Genomic DNA, 25,122 nt, shown 5'->3' on the forward strand with positions numbered 1-25,122 from the left:
AACTAACGCCACAATAAACCAACACCACAATTAGCCAGGTAAACTCAGGATAAAAACCAGTTAATGATCATGAACCTTACAACCAACAAACCGCTCACCCATCTGAACGTATTGAGTTTCAAGGGAATTCAGATGCGAACCTTTCACATTACGTGGTTAACCTTCTTCGTCTGTTTCTTTGGCTGGTTTGGGTTGGCGCCGTTGATGCCTGCTATCCGCGAAGATTTAGGACTGACCAAACCGCAGGTTGGTAATACCATCATTGCTGCGGTATCAGCCACCATCCTGGCCCGACTGATTATAGGCCGGCTGTGCGATACGTGGGGGCCACGTAAAACCTATACGGCTCTGCTTATACTAGGGTCGATACCGGTGATGCTGGTGGGACTGGCGCATGATTATACGACGTTTTTACTTTTCCGGCTGGCGATTGGCGTAATCGGAGCTTCATTCGTCATTACGCAGTTCCACACCTCGATGATGTTTGCCCCAAAAATAAAAGGTACGGCCAATGCCGTAGCGGGAGGATGGGGAAATCTGGGGGCGGAATCACACAATTAGCGATGCCCCTGATTATGGCAACCATCGTTGGCGTTGGCTACACCAAACCCGAAGCCTGGCGATTGGCAATGGTGTTTCCGGGCGCGCTGATGCTCATTATGGCGTTTGTCTATTACCATTTCACGCAGGATACCCCGGCGGGCAACTACCGGAACGCCGGACCGGACCAAATTGAACGTTCGGCAGCGACGGGCGAGAAAGTAAGTTTCTGGAAAGCCTGTGCCGATGTTCGTGTATGGGCGCTGGCACTCGCTTATGGATGCTGCTTCGGGATGGAGATTACGTTCGACGGTGTAGCCGCGCTGTATTTCTTCGACAATTTCAAGATGGAACAAACTGAAGCGGGCTTCTGGGCCATGCTCTTTGGTTTTATGAATATCTTCGCTCGTGCTCTGGGTGGTATCGTAGCCGATAAAGTAGGGCAGAAATATGGTATGCGCGGTAAAGGCGTCCTGCTGGCCAGTATGTTGCTGCTGGAAGGATTTGGAATCATTCTGTTCGCTCAGGCAGGCAGTTTACCGTTGGCTATTGCTTCCATGCTGACCTTCGCATTGTTCCTGAAAATGTCGAATGGTGGTACGTATGCTATCGTTCCGTTCATCAATCCTAAAGCGGTTGGCGCCATTTCGGGCGTTGTTGGCGCAGGTGGCAATCTCGGTGGTATGCTGATGGGTTTCCTGTTTAAATCGCAATCCATTACGTATAGCCAGGCTTTTCTGTATATAGGAGGCAGCGTAGCTATTGTTGGTGCACTTTTATTCCTGGTAAATTTCAATAAATCGGTTGTTGTAGAACCGGTCGAAGCCGAATTGCAACTCAATTAAGGAGGAAGGGGAAGAAAGGGACGAGCGGGACAAAAGGGATCATGTACTGACAGACCTTTTCTCCCTCGTCCCGTTCCTCCTCTCCTCCCTTTTCTCCCCTATCTCATGACTCACCAAACAACCTGTTGTTATTGTGGCGTTGGCTGTGGCATCGTAGTCAAACAGGAGCAGAACGGGCGGTTAAGCCTGGAAGGTGATACGCAGCATCCATCCAGCAAAGGAATGCTTTGCTCGAAGGGGATTAACTTGCATTATACGGTTATGGATCAGTCGGACCGGCTGCTGTATCCGCAAATGCGACTCAACCGGAATATGCCCATGCAGCGGGTGAGTTGGGATGCGGCTCTGGAACGGACAGCGGCCGTTTTTAAAACATTTATCCAGAAATATGGCCCTGATTCCGTAGCGTTTTACGTATCGGGCCAATGCCTGACCGAAGAATATTATCTGGTCAATAAACTCATCAAAGGGTTTATTGGCTCGAACAACATCGATACAAACTCCAGGCTTTGTATGAGTTCGGCGGTAGTGGGCTACAAACTGTCGCTGGGTGAAGATTCGGTGCCGGTCTGTTATGACGACATCGAAGAAGCGGACCTGTTTCTGGTCGAAGGGGCCAATCCGGCCTGGTGTCATCCCATTCTCTGGCGCCGGATTGAAGCTCATAAAGCTGCCAACCCCCACGTCAAAATTATTTGTGTTGATCCGCGCCGTACCGACACCGCCCGTTCATCGGATTTACACTTACCCATCCGCCCCGGCACCGATATTGTCCTCAACAACGCAATCGGCCGGTTGCTGATCGAAAAAAACTACATCGACGCGTCGTTTATTGCTGACCATGCCGACGGCTTTTCGGCTTATAAAGAACAGGTTATGCAGCGGTCGATTGATGAAGCGGCAGATTTGTGTGGCATTGACGCTCAGGCTATTCAAACAGCAGCCGATTGGATTGGGCGCTCGAAAGGTTTTCTATCGCTCTGGACGATGGGACTCAACCAGTCGGCGATTGGCGTCAACAAAAATCTGTCGCTGATTAACCTGCATCTGATTACAGGACGTATCGGCAAGCCCGGCAATGGGCCATTCTCACTGACAGGTCAGCCCAATGCCATGGGTGGGCGCGAAACCGGCGGCTTAGCGAACATCCTGCCCGCCCACCGCGACGTACTGAATGCGGCTCACCGTGCCGAAGTCGAAGCGTTCTGGAACAGTCCGGTCAAGATTGCCGACAAACCGGGGCTAACCGCTACTGAAATGTTCGATGTGCTGGCCGACGATAAGCTGAAAGCCATCTGGATTATCAACACGAATCCGCTGGTTAGTATGCCCGATGTGAACGTAGCGGAAAAGGCGCTGAAAAACGCTCGCTTTGTGGTGGTGCAGGACGTATCGAACCGAGCCGACACGGTTCAGTTTGCCGACGTAGTGCTTCCTGCCGCAGCCTGGCTCGAAAAGGAAGGGACAATGACCAATGCCGAACGTCGGATTGCGTATCTGCCCAAAGTGCTGGACGCTCCCGGCGAAGCCTTGCCTGATGTTGAAATTATCTGGCGTTTTGCGCAGAAAATGGGCTTTGCCGCCAATTTCACGTATGCCAACGCATCGGAAGTCTATCGGGAATACACCCGGATTACCGCTGGCACTAACGTCGACATAACGGGTGTGAGTTATGAGTTGCTGAAGAAAAAACGTACCGTACAGTGGCCGTTTCCGGCAGAGAGCAACGGTCAGGGCGTAGACGGCCGGGGCGTTAAGCGGCTGTTTACCGACCATAAATTTTACACACCGAATCAGCGTGCGAAAATTTATGCTGTACCCGACGAAAATACCTCTGAATCGACTGACGAGGACTTTCCGCTTGTCTTAACCACTGGTCGCATCCGCGACCAGTGGCACACCATGACCAAGACAGGGCGGGTGGCCAAGCTCAATCAGCACATTCCGCAGCCCTTCCTGCAAATCCACCCCGACGATGCCAAAGCACGCGGTATTCAGGATGGGCAACTGGTTGAGGTACGCGGACGACGGGGCGAGGTACGGGTAAAAGCGCAGCTTACGGACGACGTTCGAGCGGGTTTGTGCTTCCTGCCAATGCACTGGGGCAAAGTACTGAGCAGCAACCTCAATCGGGCCAATAATCTGACTAATGCACTCATCGATCCACGGTCGAAAGAACCCGACTTTAAGTTTTCGGCTGTTGAGGTTGTGGCTTACCGAAAACCCATTGAGAAAATCATAATCATCGGAGCCGGTTCAGCCGGGTTAGGGTTCATCAATACGTATCGAACTTTAAATTCCGAGGACGAAATTCACGTCTTCTCCAAAGAAATTTATCCCTTTTACAACCGGGTCCTACTCCCTGACTATATCAGTGGCGAACAAACGTGGGAGCAGCTCGTCAAGCTGCGCGAAGATCAATTTGACGAAGCTAACATCATCGTTCATAAAGGCGTAGGCATAGCCCATATTGATCGGAATGCGAAAGTCGTAACGGACACCAATGGCGTTGAACATCAATACGATAAAATATTACTGGGTACCGGGAGCCGGGCGTTTATGCCCAAAGGCGTACCGCGTTTACCGGGAATTTTCAATATGCGTTCGCGACTGGATGCCGATTCACTCTTGCCGTTTCTGAAAGAACCTGATCCGCATACCGTCGTTGTAGGGGGTGGGTTGCTGGGTCTGGAGTTAGCCGCTTCGCTACGTCAGATTGGCGTTCGCGTAACGGTCATTCAGCGGGCGGGCCGGTTTATGGAGCGTCAACTCGATCCGTTAGCCAGTGACTTGTTGTATCTGGAACTGTTGGACCGGGGTATCGAAATTTATTTCAATGAGGAAGTTCAAACGTTTGCCGGACAAGAAAAACTGGAAGGCATCCAACTCAAATCAGGTAAAAAACTTCAGTGTCAGGTGGTTGTCATGGCCATTGGAACGGAGCCAAACATCGAACTGGCCCGTGAAGCTGGACTGGTCTGTAATCGGGGGGTTGTTGTGAACGATTACCTGCAAACGTCGGACCCTGACATTTTTGCGGCTGGCGAAGTCGCGCAATGGAACGGGCAAATGTGGGGCGTTACGCTCGCAGCTGAGCAGCAGGCCGAAACAGCCGCTCGTTTTCTGGCCGGCGATGTTTCGCAGCCGTATCGCGGAAGCCTCTCCATGAACATCCTGAAAATGGAAGGCTTGCATCTGTGCAGTATTGGTATTAGTGAAGTGCCTGCCGGAAAGACCGACTACGAGGAAATCGTTTTTATCGACAAATCGAAACGCTATTACAAAAAGTGTATTGTTCATAACGACAAGCTGGTTGGGGCAATACTGGTGGGCGACAAAAATGAGTTTGCCGAATTTCGGGATTTGATTGCCAATGGCATCGAATTGTCGGAAAAGCGGCTTCAGTTGCTTCGAGCCAGCAAAAAAGTCGATCCCGTTGAAGGCAAACTGGTGTGCTCCTGCAATACGGTTGGGCAGGGAAATCTGGAGCGCGCAATTCAGGCGGGCTGTACGGATTTTCAGCAGCTCTGCCAGAAAACCGGCGCCGGTACGGGCTGCGGCTCCTGTCGCCCGGAAGTACGGAGCATACTCGAAAAAATGAGTGAATTAGTGAATGAGCGAACGAGTGCCATAATTGGACTCGTTCCTCTCGGTCTATTCACTCTTTCGCTCATTCACTCGTTCACTCTCTAAACCATGCGCGATTACTACACCCTTAAAGTCAATTTGCCAGCCGGGATTGTGTCGCCCGGCGCGTTGCAGACCGTATTGAAACTAGGGTATGAGGCTAAAGTACGTACCGTTCGATTCGGTGCGCGGCAGCAGTTGCTGATGACGGTGCATTACGAAGACATGCGCTTTCTGGAAAAAGACCTCAAACAGCATCAGCTGGCGTATGAAGTCAACACCAATCAGTATCCAAACATTATCAGCTCTTATTGTGGCGAAGAGGTATTTCGGACAGGTGCATGGTTGCGCGAAAGTGAGTACCATACCGTACTGGATCAATTTGATTACCAGCCTCGACTGAAGATAAACCTGTCGGATTCAAACCAGAGCTTTACGCCGTTTTTTACGGGAAATCTGAATTTTATCGCTTCGCCCGAGCCGCACTTCTGGTATTTGTACGTACGGCTGAAACAGAGCAATACGCTGTTTCGATGGCCGGAGTTGATTTATACGAACGACATTGGCTGCCTTGCCCGAGCCGTAGAAAATGCGATGCTGGATCGGGGCCACTTTGACGAAGAAACGCTGTATAGCGCCGTTACGTCGGGGCAAACGTTTGTTACCCAGCCAGCCACCCAGGAGGTTGAACTGCCCGAGTTTTCGCTGCCCTACTACGAAGGCTTTAACCGCTACGGCCAGCGCTCGTGGCTTGGTCTTTACAGACGTGACGAGCAGTTTTCGATTGCCTTTCTGCTGGATGTATGTGCTTTGTGTTTGAAAACCCGTGTTGGTGAACTGTGCACGACTCCCTGGAAATCACTCATTGTCAAAGGCATTGAGGAGAAAGACCGCGCTGCCTGGTCTTATATACTTGGCAAACACAACATCAATGTGCGCCATGCGGCCAACGAATTAGCCTGGCAAACGGAAGATCATACGAAAGAGGGAACCCAGCTCAAACATTACGTAATACGTCAGTTTGAAAAGAACGACACGCGTACGTTTGGCCTTTGTTTTGGCATACAGACACAACCGAAATCGGAAGTGTTTGGCTCTGTATTGATTCGTAAACGGCCACTGTTGCGCATAGGCCAGCTTGCTCTATTCAGTGTTTATGACCTCTATTCAACCGAAAATTTTAACCCAAACAGCCGAACATATCACCTGGTTGAAAAAGGATTGCTGAAACTACATGTTCCGAATCAGATCGAGCGGCTTTGCCGGCAATTTAGTACGCGCCGTCTGGTGGAGAATGCCGATATAAACAGGCTAGAGTCAGAAAAACCGGAATCGGTGTCGTTGGGAGTTGTTACGGTGCATCAATGTCCACATTGCTTTACCGTGTACGATGCGCAATACGGCGATCAACGGCGGGGTATTCCGGCAGGCACTTCATTTAGTACGTTACCGCCCGATTATACATGCTCCACCTGCGATGCGCCTAAAGCTGAGATGCAGGAGATACAGGAAGCCTTAGTCAGTTAATTTACAGGCCAACACCCGTTTGGATAAACCTAATTTTCAGATTGTTCGCTCAATGAAACCAGTCGACATAGCCCCTGTTTTTTTCAACTTTGAGCATGATTTTGTCGAATCACTTCGGTGCATTCCAATGATTGTTCGCTATAAACTCGATACGTGTGGGATCAAATTGAAACTTCAGGAATGGGTTAAGCTCACGGTTGCCGACAAAGCCCGGCTTGCCAATCAGGCCTGTTATACGCTGGCCGAAATAAATAAGTATCGCCTTGATCTGATCACTCTTATTCAGGTACGTTGTCAGCACCGGGTCAGCGAGCTGAGCGACGTTGATGCCGCCTGGGACGTTCTTAGCCAGGTTCCCGACGAGGTGCAGCAGAAAGCTCTTGAGTGGGAATGCAGCCCCTTAACCATTCAGCAATGGCTTCAACTCAATATCCTGCAACGCTTTGCGCTGGTTAAACTGAGTCGGTCCGGCCACGAAGGAAAAAACTTCCCCCGAGCTATTCAGGAGTTTTTTAGTTAACTAATAAAACGATAGAAGGGTGAAACAGTGGTGTCAGGTTCTCAAACCTGATACCACTGTTTCACCCTTCTGCTACCTAAGGTTATTTCTCAACAGGGCTGATACTGCTTACTTCCGAGTTACTGATAAACGCCAGTCGTTTGCTATCCGGCGACCACGACGGCGTATTGATCGTACCCTGACCACCGTAGATATAAGCAATGACTTTGGGTTCGCCAACGCCCGAAACCGGCAACATACGCAGGTACACGTGCTTGTAGAACGGATGCTCATCGGCTTTTACTTCTTCTTTCAAAAAGGAAAGAAACACCATCCACTTGCCATCGGGCGAGATGTGGGGAAACCAGTCATGAAACTCGCCCTTTGTCAGCGCTTCCTGTTCACTTCCGTCCGCTTTCATGCGGTAAATCTGCATAGTACCTGTGCGAGCCGAGTTGAAATAGATATACTTGCCGTCGGGTGAATATTCCGGTCCATCGTCGAGCCCTTTAGCTGTCGTTAGCTGAACTTCTTCCCCACCCGCCGACGGTACGCGGTAAATATCGAACTCATTATTTCGCTGGCCTGTAAATACTAGTTGTTTCTTATCCGGCGACCAGCCATGCAGATACGATGGGCCTTTGGGCGTGATCTGCTTTGGGTTCCCTCCTTTTGTGGGCATGGTATAGATAATGGAACCACCTAGCTCCTTGACACCACTGCTCAGCCCGATCATCTTTCCATCAAAAGAAAGTACGTGGTCATTATTGTTATTCTTGACCTCGCCTGTGTTTAGCACTGTAGGCTGACCTTTAGCCAGATTGAATGTATACATCAGCCCATCACTGTTGTAAATCAGCGTTTTTCCATCGGGAGTCCAGTTTGGGGCTTGCAGCGATTTAGGCGAATTGAAGATCACCTGACGGTTGCCTGTCGTCACATCTAAAATTTCAAGATTGCTGCCCAGGTACTGCCGGTATGGCACCAGACTTTCGGGCGCAGGTGCGCTGATACGTACATCCCGAAAAACACCCCGTTCCAGTACGTCTTTGTTATGAGAGCCGATAAACAGACCGACATACACTTCGTCGCCAAGATTCAGATCAGCAACCTGTTCGGTCGTAAAGGGTTCGCCGAATTTAGCGACCCGCATGGTGTACGTATTGCCTTTCCGCTCAAGCTGAATAACATCCGCATGGGTCAGTTTGGAGCGTACTTCCTCCGTGTTGGCTCCGGCAGTACGTCTGAATTGTAGCGACGTAAGTCCATCGCCATGCTCCACAGCGTTGATATGTGGCGATTTGCCATCCAGGCTGCTACGTACCATCCAGCCGACTTTCCGGTGTGGATCAACGCCTTTACCAACAAGCTCGGCCCGCGTGTACAGGACGAAATCGCCTTTCATGCGCTTCCACATGAAATGAAACTCATCATGATCAAACCAGACGTTGTAACCTGACCCTGAAAGGTCGTACTGGCGGGTTTTCGAATTATAAGCAGCAGAACCGGGCTTCAGCACTGCCCCAACGTCGCCGTTGCCTTCGAAGATGCCAAGTGAGGTTTTTTGCGCCAGAACGGGTACGGTGGTTGTTGCCAGGAGGCTGACACCTAAGGACAGGATAAATGTGTGTAGGGTTTTCATCGGATAGGTATCTCAGGCAGCTATTGCAAGGATTGCAATCGATTTAAATTGTATACCTAGCAAGAGACACCGAACCTGATAATCTACCGATTAAACGACCGTTAAATTGGTGAGCCTGTACGGTAAGTTTCCAGTTTAAGGATTGATCGTTTCGATGGAGCCGTCGGGCTTACGTTTTAGTTCCAGTACTTTAACATTCCGAAGGTGCGTCTTGCCAGAGAGTTCGACGTCGTGGTAGAAAATATACCATTTTCCGTTGAATTCAACGATGGAGTGATGGGTTGTCCATCCCTTCACTGGGTTCATAATAACGCCCTGATACGTAAACGGCCCGTAGGGCGAATTGCCGGTAGCATAAGCCAGATAGTGTGTATCGCCGGTTGAATACGAAAAATAGTATTTGCCATTGTACTTGTGCATCCAGGCACCTTCGAAGAACCGACGGTCGTTGTCTTTTCCAAGCAAGGGCTTTCCGTTTTTATCCAGAATTTTTACGTCTTTGGGAGGCTCGTCGAAATGCAGCATGTTATTGCTCAGGCGGGCTACTTTCGCGCTCAACGCTGGCTCATTAGGCTTCTCCAGGTCCGTTTTCAGGTTAGGTTTATACGTACCTGCACTCCAGCGCTGGAGCTGCCCACCCCAGATTCCGCCAAAATACATGTATGACTTTCCGTCTGTATCGGTAAAAACAGCCGGATCGATGCTATAGCTGCCTTCAATTGGTTTTGGCTCAGCCTTAAACGGCCCCGTTGGCGATTTGCTGGTGGCAACGCCCATTCGGAATACATCCTGCTTGTCTTTAACCGGGAAGTACAGGTAGTACGTACCGTTTTTATAAGCCGCATCGGGTGCCCACAGCTGACGCCCTGCCCACGGGATGTTTTTAATATCCAGCGCAACACCGTGGTCCGTTACCTTACCGTTGATTTTGTCCATTGACAGAATGTGATAATCCCGCATGGCAAAATGAGCGCCCTGGTCATCTTCAGGTACACCCGCATCGATGTCATGAGATGGATAAATGTAGATTTTACCGTTGAATACGTGCGCTGATGGATCGGCGGTATAGATATGCGATACCAGTGGTTTGGCTGCATAGGACTGACTTCCAGCAGCCTTCTGGCACGTACCCGTTCCTGTATTCAGCAGAACGAGCGTAACAGCACAGGAAATAAATTGGTAAGGGGTAAACATAAAGATAGGTTTTAGAAATACGGGTGACAAAACAGTGATCTAGCCAGCGGTTTGCTTCAGGGAAGATGCCCTGATTAACAGTTCATAATTCAGAACAATCGTATTCGTTGTACTGATACGTAACAGACCGTTCAGGTGATTGATCAGACTCTGGGCAGCTACTTCGCCCATTTCCTGACCGGGGTAATGAATAGTGGTAAGGCCCGGCTCGATCACCTGCGAAACCGGATCATCATTGAAACCAACGACGGCAATATCATTCGGTATTGAAAAGCCAGCCTCTTTCAACGCACTCATGCACGCTACAGCGCAAAAATCGCTGCTCACGAAAAGACCATCCGGGTGCGAGGCCATATTTTTGATATAGGCAGCAGCATCCAGACCATCCTGACGGCTCAGGTTGGTTAGCCGCACAAGTTCATCCATAGTGGGTAAACCATGATCCATCAAAGCTAGCTTATAGCCTTTCAGTCGATCCTCATATACGTTTCGTTTCAAATTTCCGGTAATGTGCATGATGCGCCGACACCCCTGCTCAATCAGGTGAGTTGTGACATCATACCCCGCCTTTACGTTGTCGATCACAACGTTCGTGCAGTTTTTCTGCGGCAATACCCTATCAAACAAAATCAGGGGTACGCGCTTTTTGAAGAACGTACTGAAATGCTCCAGGTTTTCTGTGTCGTAGGCCAGCGAGACCAGCAAGCCGTCGACCCGGCTGTTGTACATGGTTTTCGCATTGGCAATTTCCTTCCTGACCGACTCAAGGGACTGACTGATAATCAGATTGTAATTCGCCTGATTGGCTACTTTCTCCATACCCGCCAGTACCGTCGACATAAAGTAACTATCCAGCCGGGGGACAATTACACCAATGGTGTTGGTTCGCTGACGACGCAGGTTACTGGCAAACAGGTTGGAGCGATAACCCATTTCCTGCGCTTTACTGGTAATAAGGCTTTTTGTATTGCTATTGATGGCCGGATGATCATTCAGCGCCCGGCTTACGGTAGCGGGCGAAAGATTCAGTATCCTGGCGATATCATAGATAGTGGTTTCTTTTTCCATGACTGAACGACTCAACGGATACAAATCAGACAATAAACAAGTTAATATGCTATACCATTAGTTCTGCAATCGATTGTGATAAAGCTTAAGGTTAATGACCAACTTAAGAACATTTCATGTATACCATTGATTTTCAATGCCTCTATCAAATCATGACCTTTTATCTTTATTGATCCCTCCTTAAAAACATGCAGTCTTAAAATCAGAAGCGGGACTATATAAATCAAAAAAGTGACATATCTGAGCGACAAAATCCATTACAGGATGTAGTGAGGACTTATCATTCGTAAAACTATATGTTTATTGACAAAATTTTATGCAATCGGTTGCAAATCTAAAAATCAATAGGAACTTTATAGTCAGAATAGATAACCAGGGTAGCCAATGTGACGCGGATAAAAGCGCGGCAATTGAGCGCCAAAGTAATATACAAACCCCTTTAATTCATTCCAGTAGTCACTACGTTTCTTCAATCCAGCAAGCAGAAATTGTACTGTACGACATGGATGCCTGTACCGGTAATTCCACCAATAAGAAAGCTTATCTGGGGCCTGAACGATAATTTTTTCATCATAGGTTTGATACGTAACACCCTCCCGTTTTTGATGGGAGGGCTGTTTTTTACCAAAACTTCCAGACAGCTTTTCAGGCGAAACTACTGCTACGGAAGCGATGGCGCAACGGTAAACTAAAGGCTGCCTGGGCTTAGTATAACAGGAATGCGAATCAGAAATAATTAAAGCACACTAGGTAACATCATGAATCAATTAAATGACCAGACGCCCCCCTGGATAAACCGGCCGAAATCCCTGGGTTTAATACTGTTTTCTCACTGACCGGAAAGCTCGCTCTGATAACCGGTGGTGGAAGCGGTATCGGATTTGATATTGCTCGTTGCATGATTGAAGCTGGCGCTACGGTTGTGATTACCGGCCGTCGGGAGCAACCCCTGCGCGATGCCGTTGAAACGCTATCGGAAGCGCAAACCCGTAAAGCTGCGCATTACGTTGTCAACGATGTTGCCAATCGGGCTTTATTGGATGGGCTGGTGGCTGAGATTGAAACAACATACGGCCCAATTGATATTCTGGTTAACAACGCAGGTATCAATATGAAAAAACCAGCGCTGGACGTAACGGATGAAGATTTCGACCGGATTGTGCAAACGAACCTGAACGCTGTTTTCTCGCTGACCCGCTCCTGTGCCAAACGCATGCTCGACCGACGTAGTGGTTCCATTATCATGATTTCTTCCATGGCTGCTTATTACGGAATTGATCGGGTAGTGGCCTATGCGGCTTCAAAATCGGCGGTAGAAGGCATGGTACGGGTGCTGGCTTCGGAATTTTCGGGGCAGGGTGTTCGTGTCAATGCCATTGCGCCGGGTTTTATCGAAACGGCGATGAGCAAAACAGCCATGGGGGGCGACCCCGACCGGTTTGCCCGTGCCATGCGCCGGACCCCGATGGGCGCTTTCGGGAAACCGGAGGATATTGGCTGGGCTGCTGTTTTTCTGGCTTCTGAAGCGGCTCGCTACGTTACCGGGGTATCGCTGCCGGTTGACGGAGGCAACTCGATTGGGTTTTAGATATCGAAGGCATCGGGGAAAATCCGATGCCTGTTTTCTTCAGTTGATAGAATTCCATACGAACGTAATACCAAAGAAATCGTATGGGGGAAGTTATGAAGTTTTGGGCCATACCATCGTAAAAAGGCGCAGAATCACGTAGTTTGCATTGGTATAGCCTAACGATACAATCTGCTACAACCGCCAAAACGCAGCCTGAACCAAACGAATGGTAGAACAGTACAAACAGCAACAGCCTTATTTACTGGCATTAGATTCAATCATTTTCGGATTCGATGGTGAAAGTCTGAATGTGTTGCTGGTAAAACGAGGGTTAGAAAAAGAAACCTGGTCGCTGATGGGCGGCTGGCTACAGCCCAATGAAAGTCTTGAACAGGCAGCGGCCCGGATTCTGTTCGAATTAACTGACCTGACAAACGTTTATCTGGAACAGCTTCATACGTTCGGCGACCCTCACCGCGACCCAATCGTCAGGACGGTTTCAGTTGCGTATTTTGCACTGGTTAAAGTTGCCGATTACACATCCAAACTATCGGAGACATTCCAGGCCCGCTGGTTTTCGCTCTACGATTTACCCCCGCTCCTGTTCGACCATGCCGACATGGTATCGCTGGCCATCAAACACTTGCGTTACAAAGCCTCTCAACATCCGATAGGCTTCGAACTGTTGCCTGAAAAGTTTACGATTCCTCAGCTCAAGAAGCTGTACGATGCGATCTACAACACCGAATTCGATAAGCGGAATTTCAGCCGGAAGATTTTATCGACAAACCTGCTTATCAAACTGGATGAAAAGCAGAAAGGCTTTTCAAAACGGGGCGCCTATTTTTATCAGGTTGATATGGCAAAATATCAACAGCTTACGCATTCTTTTCTGAATTTCATCCCCAATCCTGATACGTTGTTTTAACGGCAGGAAGCCAGATTATTAACCTGAAAATCTGTGGCAGCTAGATCGGCACGGGGAAATAGACACTAAACGTAGCGCCTTTACCCGGCTGACTGATTGCCGAAATTGCTCCGCCGTGATTGGTTGCCACTTTCTGACAAATAGCCAGCCCTACTCCTGTACCGGCAAATTCCTTTTTGCCGTGCAGCCGCTGAAAGACCTGAAAAATGCGATCTATGTATCGCTCATCAAAGCCTATACCATTGTCGGAAACAGCAATACAGTAGTAAGCTGCGGCCGAACGGGCAGGCTTTAACGAAACGGGCAAATCTGTAACCGCTACCTGACTCGTGCGAATGTTAATGATGGGGGGAACGAGAGCTCCCGATTCGTCCGTCCGGTGAAATTTCAACGAATTAGACAGTAAGTTCTGAAAAAGCTGAACAAGCTGTAAGTTATCGCCTTGTATACTGGGCAACGGCTCTACCTGAATACTGGCGCTGGTTTCTTCAATGGCTACTGATAAATTTTCCAGGGCCTCTTTAACGACCAGACTTAACGCTACGGGTGATGTAGATGCCTGTCGTGTGGAAATACGCGAGAACGTCAGCAGGTCTTTAATTAACACCGACATACGACTGGCCGCTGACTGCATTCGTTCCAGATAAACCAGTTCTTCGCCTACCGGATCAGCGTAACGCGTCTTCAATAGATCGCCAAACTGTTGAATTTTACGGAGTGGCTCCTGCAAGTCGTGGCTGGCGATATAAGCAAACTGCTCCAGGTTTTCGTTGGAGCGTGTAAGGTTTTGATTGGCTTCTATAAGTTCCTCGTTGGTGGATGCCAGCTCCTCATTCGTAGCACTTAATTCTTCATTGGTGGCCTCCAATTCTTCCGTACGTTCCTGCACCTGCTGTTCCAGAACCAGCTGAAGCTGACGTTGCGCCGTGATTTCCTGCGTAACGCCCGTCATTTTTGTCGGTTTACCCCCAACAAAATGTGTTGGCCGTCCTGAAGCCCTCACCCAGTGCAGGCTTTGGTCGGGCCAGATGATCCGGTATTCCGCCATATATGCCGTCTGTTTCTCAATAGATTGCGTAATGGCCTGCTCGACGTACGACCGATCTTCTGCCATAATTATGTGCATTAGATCCGGTAAATTGAACGGCACGTCGATGGGCTGACCATAATTAATTTTGCATTGGGGTGTGCAGTTCATCAGACCCGTAGCCAGGTCAAGTTCATACGAACCCAGGCTTCCAGCTTCCAGCGCCAGGCCCAGTCGCTGCGTTGTCTGTAGTAAATCCGCCTGAATCGCTTCCAGTTGCCGATGGGCCAATACCTGTTCAGTAACGTCGACAGCCATGTTCATAATGGCATAGATTTCACCTGTATCGTTACGTAGTGGTTTGTAGGTAAAGTCAAAATAGAACGTTCTTAATGTACCGTCAACAACCAGATCGCAGGGCATACCCTGAGCCGTAAAGGCCTTTCCCGTAGCAAATATGTCTTCAAGAATATCCAGAAACGGCTGCCCCTGTAATTCTGGCAATGCGTCGGCCAATGGTTTGCCTATCACAGTAGCATCTTTTCCCCAAATTTTAAGGATTGCCTCATTAGCCTGTTCCACGATCAACGCGCGGCCAACGTATAGGCCCGTAGCAATGGGAGCCTCTTCAATCAGGTTTCCCGCTATATTGGTAGTTGGTGCAATCGCTTCCACTACACCCGTTAACTGATAGGCCGTTCCCGTTTCGCTGAAGAATGCCCGCCCTTTGCAACGCAGCCAGCGCCATGACCTGGTCTTAGCTTCACGGGTGCGAAACTGAGCATAGTACGTCCCTCCTGACTGCGGATTAATGGCTCGTTGAATGGCTATATCGACGTCCAGCCGGTCATCAGGGTGGATGCAGGCGACCAATTGTTCATAAGGTACGCTCTCTCCGCCCGACAATCCGTATAGTTCCCGGCAACGCTCGTCACACCAAATCTGCTGATGAAGATTATCTAAAGTCCAGGTGCCTATACCGGCTGCCTGTAGAGCAAAACTCAATCGGTTGTTATGGGAAGGTTCACTTGGCTTTAATGAACGGTTTGCGCCACTCATGGAATATCAGGCTACGAAACGGAAAAGAGTTGAATGGTGCTGGATAACAGGAAACAGCTTATTTTTCAGTAATTCAGCAGTAAATACGAAATCAACCCCGTAAACCGGTATTTGTTGTGATGATTGATTAGGCCGAATACAAAATTTAATAATCGACTAAATATAATTTTCTGATTTACAAGATCTTACATAGATCCTTATTCGACTAAATGGCGCTTTTTGAACAGCAGAGGATTTTCGCCCGCTACGCGACGGAAGATTTTGTTGAAGTACGACAGGCTTTCAAAACCACTTGCAAAGCAGGCTTCCGTTACGGTATTGCCCAGCAGTAATACCTTCTGCGCCTGATTGATCCGGTACTGATTCAAAAACTGTGTAAACGTTAACCGGGTCATTCGCTTAAAATACCGGCAGAAAGCGGCTTCTGTCAGGTTTGCCAAAGCCGCTACCTCGGTTATTTCTATTTTACGAACGTACTGCTCGGCAATAAACTGATGGATACGCTTGAGTCGCTGCTGATCGCTCAGGTTATAGAGACTCGTAACTGCTGTTCCGTGGAGCGGGATGTATTCAGCACTGACCGCCAATTGCTGGAAAATTCGCAGCAGCAATAGCAGACGCTCAAAAGGTTCTAAATCGGCCAGTTGTGCCAGTTGTTTTCCAACGACTTGTTTGGTTTGTCCATAAAACGAAACGCCGGAGCGAGCCCGGTCAAAGAGCTGCACGATGGCCGTAAATTCCGGAGCCTGCCAGATGACATCACCCAGAAAGTTTTCTTTTAACTGAACCACTACTTTCTGGTGGTCGGTTTTTACGCCATAATCAAAATTAAGGTGCGGAATGTTGGGGCCAATAAATACCAGATCGCTCCCTTCGTAACGCGAAATATGATCACCCACGTGTCGAGTGCCGCTAGCGCCTTCTATGTACACAATTTCGTATTCGGGATGATAATGCCAGAGGAAAACGTCGCTCAAATGCGGTGTCAGCAGCAGATGAAACGAACTATTCGCATCCGGACTAATCTGCTCGAAAGAAATCTTCATGGTTTTTTGACAACGTAACAGTACGTTTAGAAGCGCTTACCGATCCATACACTACGAGCAACAGAGTGCCCCTATTTTGCTTAAAAACGTTACGTAGTAGATCAGTTTGCCCAGTTCAAGAGCAATATAGTTCAAAAATTGGCTATTTCTGTCATAACACTTACCTATGTCGTTGTACTAACTTTGTTTCTATAAAAACACCCTTAAATACCAAATTGACATGGAAGCGACAAAAACTATGGCTCCCGGAATGATACCAAACAATGCACATAAGGACATTCCCGGTAATCCATCCACAGCAACCAGCAGCAAAATTACCCTCAACGACCGATCCAATGGAAAACCCCTGCGCGTACTGTCGGAAGAAGACTGGCAATTCTGGAAACATAACGGCTATATCGTCATCAAAAAGGCCGTGCCTCGAGAAAACGCCGAGCGGCTGGCTAAACTCCTGTGGGAATTTGAAGAAAAAGACCCTAACGATCCCACGACCTGGTACACGCCCCCAAGGGCTGAAATGAAAATGAAGGAATTGACCAACAGCGGTATGGTCGAGCTGTATAACCACCAATATGAGTGGGATAACCGCCAGTATCCACGCGTTTACGATGCGTTTGTCGACATTTGGGGCACCGAAAAGCTGTGGGTAACCATTGATAGGGCCAACCTGAATTTACCGGTCCAGCCAGGTTTTGAGTTCAAGGGATTCATTCACTGGGATTATGACCCGGAAACCCGGCCGCAAAATGTGCAGGGCGTATTAGCGCTGGCCGATCAAACCGACGAGAACATGGGCGGCTTTCAGTGTATTCCCGAACTGTATCGCACCTACGACACCTGGAAATTAACCCAACCCGCCGACCGTGATCATTTTAAACCGGATACATCTGGTTTCGAACTTGTAAAAGTAAAAATGGAAGCGGGTGATCTATTGATTTTTAACAGCACCCAGCCCCATGGCATTCGGCCAAACCGGTCGGATGGCAACGTGCGACTGGCCCAGTACATCTCGATGATGCCCGCTGAGGAAGATAACGAGTCTCTACGTCAGTGGCGTATTACGTCCTGGCGCGACCGGCAGGCTCCCGAAGGATACGCTTTTCCGGGCGATCCTCGTAATTGGGAGAAAACACGTTATGAACGGGCTAATCTTTCAGAACTGGGCGAAAAATTACTCGGTCTCCGCCAGTGGTAACCAAACTCATAGGAAAATGACCGACGAAAGCAGGCTCTTATAGGGTCTGCTTTTTTTCGACAGAATCCATAGTTCGGTAAACGCAGATAGCGGTAATGTCTTTACCGATGTTTAGTCAATTGCCTTCCACTGCTTAAGAAGCTTAAACAGGAACGAATAAACGGTCAGCTCATGCTTACGCTGGCTATCGGCAAACAGGCGGTTGATAAACAGATGAGAAATATGCGGCAGTAAGTCGGCAGTTGATATAATCCTTAGCGAAGGAGGGATCTGACTCAACTCATTGAAAAACCGTTCTGCCTGCTGCTGATAATCCGTTAGTAGGTTGATAAGCTGTGGTTCGGCCTCAGCTCGTGGCCTGGTTAAGTAGGGTTTATACTCCCTGAACAACTCATTCAGTCTGGCCTGAAAATTTTTGTCGGCCTGAAATTCCTGCAAAAAGGCATTACGCCAATTCTCAACCACCATAAGCTGAGTTGGGTGGTCGAATTGCCAGGCTATTAGCAGTCGATGAACCGCCAGACACCCAATGCGTAAACGCTCCCATTCCGGCTGACTGTCGGTAGGTGTGGCCAGTATATCCAGAACGGACTGGCTGTCGTTGCTAAACCAGTTTTCACAAGCCTCAATTGCGTACGGCCCAAAACGTTCAATTTCGGGAACGTACGTATCAAACTGAACCCGGTGTATGCGCTTATCCGTCGCCATCAACGTATTTGCCCATCCGCCAATTCCCCCTAAAAGTGCCGTCTCCTGCCCTCGTTCTGCCCGGAAACGTAGCCGAAGGTGTTTTTCAGGGTCGGCGTAACGGATAAAAAACCAGGATTTGAATAACCTCTTTTCGTTCAGGTGATTCAGCAAGGCTGTAATTTTTTCCGTAAGCAGTTCGTCCAGTACGGCAGCCCCAGCGTAAATTTTGACGTAACACCACTCGCTACCCGGCGGAAACTGACGGGCGGCACTACTTGAGGCCGAGACAGTATGAACCGAATACGTTGATGGCCTGACAGGTGGATGCCTGAACGTAGTAAGGGGAATAACGAACTCGTGGCACCATCGCTGCCCATCGGCTGACCGGGTAAGCGGACGAATAGTTTCCTCGAGCCATTCAAACAATGTTATCTGCCCTTCTTTTTTGAAAGCTTGCTGTAATATGGCCAGACTAGCCGGATGATCTGTATCCAACACTAGTTCATTGTCAGCCTCAGCCAGAACCACAAACCGAGGAATGTTATAACGATGCTTCAGGTCGAGCCAGCCAGCCTCAAACCGTTGATCGGACCATATGTCGGTTTGCGTAAAATACCAGCGGGAGCGATGTAGAATTACGTTCTCATACTGAACACGGGGCAGAAACGGCATTGTTTTCAGGAGCCCCCAATCCCAGGCCACGCGCAAATTATCGGCCTGATGCTGTATATCGTACAAAAAGCGATAATGAGCCAGCCCACTTGCCTGGACGTGGTGCGCTGTTGACAAGCGGGGAATAACCCGTTGCTGCAATTTTTTTGACCACAAAACTACCTGTTGCCCATGCGGCACACTAACGAGTAAATCGTTTAGCGGGAGTTGATTGGGCTCGAGAACGGTCGAGCTGGTCAGAACGGGGATTTCGTACGAGCGTAGTACTGGTCGGCGTAGTACATTCCCGGTGCGGCTTTCGGGCAGATGAACAAGCTCGGCCAGTACGGCATCCGGGTATGCCGCCTGTTCATGGCGGAGGGTTTCCTGTAAGGCTTCTGTCAAATCGGACGTAGTGTGCGCAAAACGGCCTAACAAATTTGCCGCTGAAGGGCCTCCCATCGCTTTCAGCACAAAGAGCGGTTCCTTTGCATCCGTTTCGTTCAGAAAACTACCCAAAACATAGGCGCTTGCTGGCAAGGCAGACGCCGGGTGATGACTGGCTAACGCGTCCAGATCATCCGACGTAAGGTTGACAACCCGTTGCTGATTACGGGCAGCCTCAGCATATAATCGTAGCACTGCATCGGCCGACACCGACAGGGCGTTGGACGCGCCCCCCGACTGGCCCCAGGGAAGGCGATCCAGCCATGACGCTGGCAGTTCATGGTTATCGGCATAGCCAATACCAACATCGGGGTCCAGCGCCAACAGCAGCGGGACAGCCTGATTTTCGTAACGGGCAAAAAAACGGCGTTTGAACGTATCCAGTAGCGCATTGCCAGCCGGGCGGTTGAGTTTAGTCAGAGCGGTTAGCTGACTGACCAGCCCCGATCGTATGGCTTCACTCAGTACGAGCTGATCATTGGGAAACAGCGTATCGCACTGGACAACGTTGCTCTCTTTCGTAGCTATCAATTCTCGTAAGCGGGCATCTATCTGGCCGTAAGCGGGGATAGTTTCAGCCTGTAGCCACGCCTGAATCCGGGCCATGGGGGCCGAGAGAAAATCGACATCCTGCAATGCCCGAAGCTGACTCAGCAATCGCTCCAGTGGGTCTGAACCCGTTAGATTGACGCCTAGCTCAGAAACAAGTACCTGGTTATCAATTAGCGAATGAATGTACCCGGTCGCTGCATCAGGCGTAATGTCTGCATTGGTCAGTAGCTCAACCAGCTCCTGAAACGACTGACCGTGCTGGGCTTTTTTGAGTATCAGGCTTAAGTATGCATCCTGATGAATCTCGTTCTGGTAATACGACCGTTGTCCCTCCTGTTCCGAGTAACCAATAAAACGAACCGTATCGGCAATGGGCCAGAGCGTTGCGTTAACAGAATACGACAGTTGCATACGTACCAATGGATGAGCATCAACAGCCCCGGTAAGTTGACTGACGTAATTCGTATCCAGTCTGACGTTTCGCTGAATACGTTCACGATCAATGGTCAGTCTTGTTTCTGTACCCCACTTTCCTACCGATACACCCGCAAACAAACCAAAAGGTGTACTTCGGGTCGCCATCCGGATGAAGTACTTATAAAGCGTACTCAGAAGTTTTTCGGTCGGGCTGCTTCCTGCCAGCCAGTGCGTAAGCTCAGCATACAGGCCAGGCGAGGCATAATAAATCCCTTCCTGGCAGAGCGGATTCTGGTACACATCCCGCATAACATCGACCAGCGTATGGCCCTGCGCCAGCTGCTGCTGCACAGCAAAATAAGCGTCAATGGCTAGTAATGGCCTCCGCAGTACGTAGTAATCAGTCGTCTGCATTCAAATCGGCTGAACTACTTGTTCTGAAGAATTGATTTCTGAAGCAGGGCCAGTAAATCATCTTTATAGCGCCCGGACGTTGGGATACGGGGGGCATCTTTCATAAACAGCTCATTGCCGTCGATGGCATTGATCATCCGAAGTGCCACAATATAGGAACGATGAACCCGCGCAAACTGACTTGGCGGCAAACGTTCTTCCAATTCACCGATGCCGCTGTACGTAACAATCTGCTCGCGTTTATCCGTGAAAATAGATACGTAATTCTTTAGTCCCTCGATATACACGATCTCATCGAAATTAATCTTGCGCAGCTTGCCTTTGTGTTCGGTTTTTACCAGAATAAAATCGTCGACGGGCCGGGTATGGCTGGCTGCTGCCGCTGTCTGGCGATTGAAATAGTTCAGGGCTTTCTCGGCCGCTTTCAGGAACCGGTCGAATGGAATTGGCTTCAGCAGGTAATCGAGTGCGCTACGTTCGAAGCCATTCAGGGCATACTCACTGTAAGCGGTCGTGAAAATTACCTGCACCTTTCCACCGTATAAGTCAACAAACTGCAGACCCGTCAGTAACGGCATCTGAATATCCAGAAAAAGTAGATCGATTGGTTGCTGCTTCAATAATTCAATAGCTTGCGGAACAGATGTTGTGCTGCCCGCCAGATGCAGATAGGGCGTATCGTTGATGTACTTGGTGAGCACGTTGATAGCCGCTTGCTCATCATCCAGAATTAGACAGTTAATCATAATCAAATAGGGAGAGTAAGTTGAACAACAATCAATCAGGTAGTGGAGTGATGTAGAGACAGACAGAAAAGATACCGTTTATTTCCTGTTTTTCAAGCGTGTAATTCTCACCAAAAACCAGTTTTAGCTGTTTTTCAATGTTGGTAAGTCCTAAACCACCCTGGGTGTAATTCGGGAATTCTTTTTCCGATTCGTCGACGCAAAACTGATTTTGTCATCTGTCAGCGTAACGGATAAAGTGGCGGGGATAGCCGGATCGAACACGTCGCCGTATTTGAAAACGTTTTCAACCAGTGAAATCAGAATCAGGGGCGGAATCCGCAAATAGTTCTCATGTTCTTCCCCTGAGATACATAAAGTTACATGTAATTGATTACCAAAACGATATTGTTGAATTTTTAAATAACTCCGTATATAAGCCAGTTCCTGACTAACAGGCACCAGCGACTGATGACTGACCTCCGAAACGCTACGTAACATCTGCGACAAGGCCATAATGGAATCGGCCAGTTTGGGAGAAACCATGAGCGCATCGGCAAAAAAAAAGTTGAGTGTATTGTACAGAAAATGCGGATTCAGCTGAGCCCGCAAAAACGCCAGTTCTGCTTTTGACTTCTCCGCCTGTAAAGCAGCCAGTTGCTGGTCGTGCTGGCGCCGGGCGCGTTCGAGCCGGATCGAATAGAGGGCAAACCAGTAACCATAGCTAAACAGAATGTATTGCATGGCCAGCCATAAGGAATCCGGCAAAAACTTATTAATCATCATAAATGTCTGGCTGTAAACCGTTGTGATACCGAGGGCGGGCAGAAACGTATAAAAAAGCCAGTACCGTACCAGTATATAAGCAATCAGCAACAGGATGGTGTAGAGAACCAGACGAACGTACTGCCGGTGCCTGATGCAGGGTTCAACAATAGCGTATGTATTCGTATAGAACAAAATAGCAACCAGCGAAAACGTAAACGGCATCTGCCGGATGTACAGATGAGCCACGTCGCTTGAAAACAGCAATGCATTATTAATCAGCAGGTAAATAAGCCACACCGCTACGTGAATCAGTACGGTTTTCCAGTTGACTTTGATGGGATTTTTGAAGAGGCTCATATACCTTGAAGTAACATCTAATATAGCGAAAATAGGCTTTTGTATAATATTTTAGCCCAACCAGAATCGGCAGTGCAACTTTCGATCATCAAAGCAGAAAATAGTATCACCCTCTAAACTCTCACAAACTATGAAAGCTCGTTACACGACCGAACGCCACCTGACTTTGACTGTAAAAAAAGTAGCGAATCTCTCCACGACACCAGTGGGCCCCAGAAACGGAAACCTGTCGAATACAACAGTCTTTACAACCCTGATCTGACAGGAAGCCACGGTTTCGAAAACAGTCTTTCGTATCGGCAATCCGTCAACTGGTATAAAATTCTGGATCAAGCGCTTAAAGCTGGCTTATTTCGATTCATGATTGTCTGAACACTACAAATAAGCATGAGTATGTTCGTTTCACCACCCGACACCCTGATGGCCCAGCAAATGGAAAGTCAACTGACCATTTATCTGCGGGAGTCGCTTTCCAGTCAGCCAATGGCCGACCCGGACCGGTGGTTATACTCAGTCTGGGATGGCCAACCCGATTGGATGCGGTTACAGAATCTGTTAGCAGGAACTGGCTCTCATTTAATTGCCACAGCCTTACCCGTTTTGCTGGGATGTTTACACTGCTGCCGACGAATAACCCTTACGTCCCCTCAGGCGGGGCTTCTAGCCAGGCAGCGGGAACTGGCTTATCAGCAGATAATTGATTTGTTCAGGCAGGGGAAACCCGGAATCCTGAATGGGGGAGCGCTGGTCTTCACTACGTTATTTTGACTGCTGATCATTCCGAAAAAAGTCAGGCCTTAGACCGGCTTCTGCCACCCGAGTGGACAACCGATAGACCAATTACGGACCAGACTGCTATCGATTTGTCGTTAGGCACTGGCTACACAGGCTGGATACTAACTCTGCTACAGCTAATTCAACTGGCCCAGGCCCATAAGCGTATATACCAGAACGTTAGTGAGCTGAGTCAGGTTATTGATCAGTACGTCGATTTCCTGCTCACGCACCAGTTGCCCCTTGATGCTGAAAAAGAAAACTATTCATTCTTTCCAACATCAATTGTGAAGGCTGAGTGGGAGATCACCAATGACGTATCCTGGTCGACAGGCGATATCGGGCAGTTGGTACTGCTCTATAAAGCCGGCCAGTTGCTGCAGCGACCGGAAGTGATTCAGTGTGCCGACCGATTGTCGGGCTACCTGCTGCAACGTCGATTGCTGAACCGGGTTAAAAACGACCAATTGGGCCTAACCGATGGCGTTTCAGGCTTAAGTCTAGTCTATCGCCAACTGTTTTTGCTGACAAATAGACTCGAATTTCTGACGGAAGGATACTATTGGCTTAATCAGTTGCTAACACGTATTGAAGCCGGCGATTACGGACCTGATCAGTCATTGTTAATCGGCACCCTGGGCATCCATGGAACACTGCGACAGTGGCTAGGCAAAGATATCAGTCTGGACTTACTCTTCCTGTGAGCGTCCGACCAGGCAACGTACTGATTTTTTTAGAAACTCATTAATCATTCATTTATCATGAAAACTATGCCTGTTGCGGCCATTCTGCTGGCCGCTCACATCAGCCTGACTACGGTTCAGGCACAGAACCCGACTGCACCTGTTCAATTTGCCTCAACGCAAAAAACAACGCTCTCAGCCGAAGATATCCTGACAAAGCATATCCAGGCATTGGGTGGGCTGGAAAAACTTCGTTCGCTCAAAACCGTTCTGATCCGGCAAACAACCTCGGCCCAAAATCAGGACATTCAGCAAACGCTGTACGTCATTCCGGGTGAAGGTATACGTAGTGAAATCAATGCTATGGGCACTGAAATTATCGTGGTAGCCCGCGCCGACAGCGGCTGGCAGGTCAACCCGGCTTTGTATGGTAATCAGAAACCCATGAGCCTGGAGGCTACCCAGATTAAATCTGTACGGGCACAGTCCGACTTATTTGGCCCGCTGGTGAGCGTTCAGGCTAAAGGCCACGCGGTGACCTACGAAGGTGACGAAAAAGTAGACGGCGAATTGTGTTACAAACTGACGATCAGCACACTAACGGGCAACCAGTTCACTACGTACGTTTCACAGAAGAGCAACATGCTCCACAAAATGACGACAAAAAACAGTGAGCTGTATTACCTGAACTACAAAAATGTGGGCGGGTATATGTTTCCCGAACAGATTGACATCTACAGCGGTGGGGTAAAAGCCAGCATCAATGAGCGCAGTTTCGAGGTGAACAAACCCTTCGACGATGCCCTCTTCAAGATGCCGGCTGCCCAGTAACTTGTTCTGTTTCTGCTCGCTGCCCACCTGACTTTCCTTACTTCCA

18 protein-coding genes and 1 pseudogene are annotated in these 25,122 nt (G+C 48.9%); 11 read left to right on the top strand and 8 right to left on the bottom strand.

What is annotated here, in order from left to right:
• The first annotated feature begins 69 nt into the window (after positions 1–69).
• The 4 genes and pseudogenes from LN737_RS02605 to LN737_RS02620 all read left to right on the top strand — a co-directional run bounded on the left by LN737_RS02605 (position 70) and on the right by LN737_RS02620 (position 7,059).
• Positions 70–1,385 (top strand): annotated as a pseudogene (locus LN737_RS02605) (NarK family nitrate/nitrite MFS transporter).
• Positions 1,386–1,490: 105 nt separating this feature from the next.
• A complete protein-coding gene (locus tag LN737_RS02610) occupies positions 1,491–5,078 on the top strand; it encodes a nitrate reductase (RefSeq protein ID WP_405515964.1) in 3,588 nt (1,195 codons plus the stop codon).
• A gap of 3 nt (positions 5,079–5,081) precedes the next feature.
• Positions 5,082–6,539 (top strand): rubredoxin, encoded by a 1,458-nt coding sequence (locus LN737_RS02615; protein ID WP_405515966.1) that lies wholly within the window; start codon positions 5,082–5,084, stop codon positions 6,537–6,539.
• Between the two features lie 52 nt (positions 6,540–6,591).
• The gene (locus LN737_RS02620) at positions 6,592–7,059 is read left to right on the top strand and encodes a nitrate reductase associated protein (protein ID WP_405515967.1); all 468 of its coding nucleotides are present in this window, start codon (positions 6,592–6,594) and stop codon (positions 7,057–7,059) included.
• Positions 7,060–7,141: 82 nt separating this feature from the next.
• On the opposite strand, the gene LN737_RS02625 is transcribed toward LN737_RS02620, so the two are convergent.
• The 3 genes from LN737_RS02625 to LN737_RS02635 all read right to left on the bottom strand — a co-directional run bounded on the left by LN737_RS02625 (position 7,142) and on the right by LN737_RS02635 (position 10,942).
• A complete protein-coding gene (locus LN737_RS02625) occupies positions 7,142–8,680 on the bottom strand; it encodes a DUF5050 domain-containing protein (RefSeq protein ID WP_405515969.1) in 1,539 nt (512 codons plus the stop codon).
• A gap of 135 nt (positions 8,681–8,815) precedes the next feature.
• Positions 8,816–9,874, bottom strand: coding sequence for a glycoside hydrolase family 43 protein (locus tag LN737_RS02630; protein WP_405515971.1), 1,059 nt, complete (start codon positions 9,872–9,874; stop codon positions 8,816–8,818).
• A gap of 39 nt (positions 9,875–9,913) precedes the next feature.
• Positions 9,914–10,942, bottom strand: a complete 1,029-nt coding sequence (locus tag LN737_RS02635; RefSeq protein ID WP_405515973.1) for a LacI family DNA-binding transcriptional regulator — start codon at positions 10,940–10,942, stop codon at positions 9,914–9,916.
• 805 nt (positions 10,943–11,747) lie between these two features.
• Here LN737_RS02635 and LN737_RS02640 point away from each other — a divergent pair.
• Both LN737_RS02640 and LN737_RS02645 read left to right on the top strand, forming a co-directional pair.
• Positions 11,748–12,530, top strand: a complete 783-nt coding sequence (locus LN737_RS02640; RefSeq protein ID WP_405520289.1) for an SDR family NAD(P)-dependent oxidoreductase — start codon at positions 11,748–11,750, stop codon at positions 12,528–12,530.
• Between the two features lie 208 nt (positions 12,531–12,738).
• Positions 12,739–13,440, top strand: coding sequence for an NUDIX hydrolase (locus tag LN737_RS02645; protein ID WP_405515975.1), 702 nt, complete (start codon positions 12,739–12,741; stop codon positions 13,438–13,440).
• A 40-nt stretch (positions 13,441–13,480) separates the two neighbouring features.
• Here LN737_RS02645 and LN737_RS02650 read toward each other — a convergent pair whose 3' ends face one another.
• Together LN737_RS02650 and LN737_RS02655 are read right to left on the bottom strand one after the other, a co-directional pair.
• On the bottom strand, positions 13,481–15,526 hold the full coding sequence (locus LN737_RS02650) for a PAS domain-containing protein (RefSeq protein WP_405515977.1): 2,046 nt from the start codon (positions 15,524–15,526) through the stop codon (positions 13,481–13,483).
• A 197-nt stretch (positions 15,527–15,723) separates the two neighbouring features.
• A complete protein-coding gene (locus tag LN737_RS02655; protein WP_405515979.1) occupies positions 15,724–16,572 on the bottom strand; it encodes an AraC family transcriptional regulator in 849 nt (282 codons plus the stop codon).
• Positions 16,573–16,792: 220 nt separating this feature from the next.
• On the opposite strand from LN737_RS02655, the gene LN737_RS02660 reads away from it, so the two are divergent.
• On the top strand, positions 16,793–17,767 hold the full coding sequence (locus LN737_RS02660; protein ID WP_405515981.1) for a phytanoyl-CoA dioxygenase family protein: 975 nt from the start codon (positions 16,793–16,795) through the stop codon (positions 17,765–17,767).
• Between the two features lie 111 nt (positions 17,768–17,878).
• Here the strand turns inward: LN737_RS02660 and LN737_RS02665 are convergent, their stop codons facing one another.
• From LN737_RS02665 to LN737_RS02675, 3 genes are all read right to left on the bottom strand, one after another.
• Entirely contained in the window at positions 17,879–20,938 is a 3,060-nt protein-coding gene (locus LN737_RS02665) for a lantibiotic dehydratase (protein WP_405515983.1), read from the bottom strand.
• A gap of 14 nt (positions 20,939–20,952) precedes the next feature.
• Positions 20,953–21,684 (bottom strand): LytTR family DNA-binding domain-containing protein, encoded by a 732-nt coding sequence (locus LN737_RS02670; RefSeq protein WP_405515985.1) that lies wholly within the window; start codon positions 21,682–21,684, stop codon positions 20,953–20,955.
• Positions 21,685–21,834: 150 nt separating this feature from the next.
• Positions 21,835–22,788 (bottom strand): sensor histidine kinase, encoded by a 954-nt coding sequence (locus tag LN737_RS02675; RefSeq protein ID WP_405515987.1) that lies wholly within the window; start codon positions 22,786–22,788, stop codon positions 21,835–21,837.
• Positions 22,789–22,918: 130 nt separating this feature from the next.
• Here LN737_RS02675 and LN737_RS02680 point away from each other — a divergent pair, with 130 nt between their 5' ends.
• The 4 genes from LN737_RS02680 (at position 22,919) to LN737_RS02695 (ending at position 25,076) form a co-directional block, all read left to right on the top strand.
• Positions 22,919–23,050 (top strand): hypothetical protein, encoded by a 132-nt coding sequence (locus LN737_RS02680; protein WP_405515989.1) that lies wholly within the window; start codon positions 22,919–22,921, stop codon positions 23,048–23,050.
• 125 nt (positions 23,051–23,175) lie between these two features.
• The gene (locus LN737_RS02685; protein ID WP_405515991.1) at positions 23,176–23,556 is read left to right on the top strand and encodes a hypothetical protein; all 381 of its coding nucleotides are present in this window, start codon (positions 23,176–23,178) and stop codon (positions 23,554–23,556) included.
• The gene (locus LN737_RS02690) at positions 23,553–24,266 is read left to right on the top strand and encodes a lanthionine synthetase LanC family protein (protein ID WP_405515993.1); all 714 of its coding nucleotides are present in this window, start codon (positions 23,553–23,555) and stop codon (positions 24,264–24,266) included. Before LN737_RS02685 ends, LN737_RS02690 begins: the two co-directional genes overlap by 4 nt.
• Before the next feature lie 57 nt (positions 24,267–24,323).
• Positions 24,324–25,076, top strand: coding sequence for a hypothetical protein (locus tag LN737_RS02695; protein ID WP_405515995.1), 753 nt, complete (start codon positions 24,324–24,326; stop codon positions 25,074–25,076).
• Positions 25,077–25,122: the final 46 nt, after the last annotated feature.

This window comes from Spirosoma sp. KNUC1025, assembly GCF_045160025.1.
Classification (GTDB): Bacteria; Bacteroidota; Bacteroidia; order Cytophagales; family Spirosomataceae; genus Spirosoma.